General features: G+C 57.4%; 2 protein-coding genes and 1 pseudogene. 1 reads left to right on the top strand and 2 read right to left on the bottom strand.

From position 1 onward, the window contains the following. Nucleotides 1–1128 (top strand): inorganic phosphate transporter (locus ACH2EH_RS18240; RefSeq protein ID WP_395143846.1); only part of this gene is annotated, 1128 nt, incomplete at its 5' end. Nucleotides 1129–1192: 64 nt separating this feature from the next. Here ACH2EH_RS18240 and der read toward each other — a convergent pair. Together der and ACH2EH_RS18230 are read right to left on the bottom strand one after the other, a co-directional pair. Further along, nucleotides 1193–2545 carry a ribosome biogenesis GTPase Der gene (der, locus tag ACH2EH_RS18235; protein WP_395143844.1) on the bottom strand — a complete coding sequence of 451 codons (1353 nt, stop codon included), beginning with the start codon at nucleotides 2543–2545 and terminating at the stop codon, nucleotides 1193–1195. A 73-nt stretch (nucleotides 2546–2618) separates the two neighbouring features. Continuing rightward, nucleotides 2619–3471 (bottom strand): annotated as a pseudogene (locus ACH2EH_RS18230) (hypothetical protein); the annotation flags it as partial.

Here is a 3471-nt window from a genome sequence, read left to right as displayed (position 1 = left end):
ATGGGGATCTGGATGCTCCTCTCGATTTTGATCACCGCTGTTCTCTGGAATCTAGCGACGTGGTTTATTGGCCTACCCGCCTCAAGCTCACACACGCTAATTGGCTCGATCACGGGTGTCGGGATTACTTGGGGAATACTTGCTCATAAAGATGTCAACCTCGAAAAATTCTACGACACCCTCAAAGGGCTAGCTGTCGCCCCGCTGATTGGCTTCTGCGTGGCCGCTCTGATTTTTCTGGGAATGAAACTGCTCATCAAGCGCCCCGAGCTGTTCCAGTCTCCCGAGAACATGGAAGACCACGCTCCTCCGCCTTGGCCAGTTCGCTTGCTTCTGATTGGAACCTGTACAGGAGTGAGCTATGCGCACGGCTCCAACGATGGCCAGAAAGGTATTGGGCTGATGATGCTGGTTCTGATCGCCCTGATGCCGGGCCAGTTCACGGTCAACCCGAACTTCAACGCCGAGAAGATCGCCAGCACGCTCAGCGTGGTCAAACAGGTCGAGACTCTCGTTGAGCGCCCTGGGCTTGCCAAGGACGAGAAAGCTGCTGAGGCCGACAAGCGCCTACACAAAATTGAGGAGCTTCTTACCAACCGTGCTACTCTCACGGAGCTACCGCTGGCCGACCAAGCCGAGCTGCGTAAAGAAGTTCTGAAGGCCGCCTCCGCACTCAAGAAAGTCGCCAAGATCAAGGGACTCAGCACCGATGATAAAGAGCTGCTTGATAAGGGACAAAAAGACATCAAAGCCACAGTTGAGTTTGTCACTCCTTGGGTAACCGTTGCGGTTGCCATTGCGCTGGGAATCGGGACAATGTTTGGCTGGAAGCGTATTGTCGTGACGGTTGGGGAGAAGATCGGCAAAGCCCACCTGAACTACGGCCAGGGAGCCGCCGCAGAGCTAACAGCGATGCTCACGATCATGGCCGCTGATCGGCTTGCTGCCCCCGTCTCGACGACACATATTCTCTCGTCAGGAATCGCGGGCACAATGGCAGCTAACAAGTCCGGGCTTCAGTTCAAGACAATTCGTAATATTCTTATTGCCTGGGTACTGACTCTCCCTGTGACGATGCTCGTCTCGGGCCTGATTTTCTGGCTTACCGCAGGTCGGTATATCCACTAGCTCCTAAACCAAAAACGCCCCCCTTCGAGCAACCTCGAAGGGGGGCGTTTTTATTTACTCAAACTTACTCGTCGTCGCGGTCTTTGCCGGCCTTACGGCAGATGATCTTGATCGGCGTGCCTTCCAGGCTGTAGGTCTTGCGGATCTGGTTCTCTAAGTAGCGCTGGTACGAGAAGTGCATCAGCTCCGGGTCATTGACAAACAGCACGATAGTGGGCGGCTTGACGGCGGCCATCGTGGCGTACTTGACTTTCAGTGAGCGGCCCTTGGTGTTGTAGGGACGAGAGTCGACGGCATCACGAACGAGCCGATTGAGTTCCCCGGTGGGAATGCGCATCGCATGGTTGTTGGCGGCGGAGATGGCCGTCTCCAAAAATGCACCGATTCCCGTAGATTTCAGCGCGGAACAGTACGCCACGGGGGCATACGGAGCAAACGGCAGCTCATCGCGCAGCTTCTGGGTGAAGATTCGCATGGGATTCTTGCCCGTATTCTCTTCGAGGATACCCTTGCGTCCGACATCCCACTTATTGACACAAATAACGCTCGCTTTCCCGTCCTCATGGGCCATGCCTAGAACACGCTTATCGCCGTCAAGAAGCCCCTCGATGCTATCAATCACGGTAATGGCAACATCGCAGCGCTCGATGGCGCGCTGGGCACGGAGCACGGAATAGTACTCAACGGTGCCCTGGATCTTGCCCGAGCGCCGAATGCCCGCCGTGTCAATCAGCAGAAGGCGCTTGCCCTCAAATTCAAAGTAGGTATCAATCGCATCGCGCGTGGTTCCGGCGATGGGAGAGACAATGGTGCGCTCTTCCCCTAGAATCGCATTGACCATCGAGGACTTACCGACGTTTGGTCTCCCGACAAGTGCGATTTTAATCGTCTCCGCGTCGTCGTCCTCGGGTTGCTCGGGCGGAAATGCGGCGACAACTTGGTCAAGGAGGTCCCCAACACCACGGCTGGAGATCGCGGAGACCGGGTAGATCTCTCCGAGACCAAGGCTATAGAACTCCATCGCCTCCTGATCACGGTTTGGGTTATCGGACTTATTGACCACCACAAAGAGCGGCACGTCCACGGCACCCCGTAGCTCGTTGGCGAGCTCCTGGTCGTTGGGCGTGACCCCCTGAGCGGCATCGCAGAGCATCAAAATGACATCTGCCTCTTCCATCGCGATCTCGGCCTGGATACGCACTTGTGCCTGCATGGGATCGTCTTCGTCCATGCTGATTCCCCCGGTATCAATGAGGGTGTAGTTGCGCCCGTTCCACTCGCCCTCAGCATAGAGCCGATCGCGTGTGATTCCTGGGGTGTCCTCCACAATGGCAATGCGCTTGCCGGTGAGACGATTAAAGAGAGTAGACTTGCCGACGTTGGGGCGGCCAACGATGGCGACAATGGGCTTTGACATAAGGAACCGCCTCCTTTCAGACAGAATTTGGGCCGCCTGGCAATACGCCACGGCGGCCCATCCTGCCAGTATATCACGCCCGCCGCCGTCTCCCCAGCAGTGCTAAACCGGGCAGTAGCAGGGCAAGTGCCGAGGGCTCCGGTGCGCTGGCTCCCGAGAGACGGGACACAGTGAAGTTATCGAACTGGGCGCTCTGGCTGGCGGCACTGTTGTAGTTCCAGGCGTAGCCAAAGTGAGTGAGCGGTGTACTGGTAAAGGTCGTGTCGGCCAAGGCGCTCCCAATCTGCGTCGCATTGCTTGTTGGATCGCCCCACGCACTCGCCCCGTCATCGCGGACGAACAAGCGCCACTCGTTGCTGCTGGTGGTGTAGCTCACCTTGACACTGAAGTAGTTCGCGAAGCCCGCGAGATCCGCAGCACCGCTGGAGATCAGGGTGGTCAGGTTAGTGTCGGCATCCAGGCCACCCGAAAAGCGCACGAGCCGGATCGGATCCGGGCTGCCCGGGTTTCCGTAGGCGATCGCATAGCCACTGGCACTCATCAGGTCGCTACCCGTTGCTCCCAACACGACGGCAAGGCTGTAGGTTCCTGCCCCAAAACCACCCGGATCACTCGCCCGGTTACTCTTGGCATTGAAGCACCAGCTCAGCTCGCCAGAGTTTGTACTCAGTATGCTTTGAAATCCGGTGAAGCTAGTCGTTTCTCCCGTGACAAAGACTCGTCCGCTGGCATTCGCCGCCGCTGTAGCATCATTAGTAAGTCGCAGAAACTGGCTAGAGACGACGCTCGCACCACCGTCGCCTGCTGTGACAGTTGTCAGATAGGTTGTCGGTGCGCCCGTTGTAAGGCTGGCGCGGTTGAAGTCATCGGTAAAGAGAGTCGTTGTCTGGGCCGTTGCGGGCAGGGAAAAGACGAGGCCGCCGGTC

Origin of the sequence: Armatimonas sp. (genome assembly GCF_043760365.1) — a bacterium.
GTDB lineage: Bacteria > Armatimonadota > Armatimonadia > Armatimonadales > Armatimonadaceae > Armatimonas.
The sequence above is the reverse complement of the archived record's forward strand: the minus strand, read 5'-3'. Positions and strand labels throughout refer to the sequence as shown.

What these genes read in the sequence shown, in the direction of transcription:
- der (WP_395143844.1), bottom strand. Translation starts at nt 2,545, where the DNA reads ATGTCAAAGCCCATTGTCGCCATCGTTGGCCGCCCCAACGTCGGCAAG.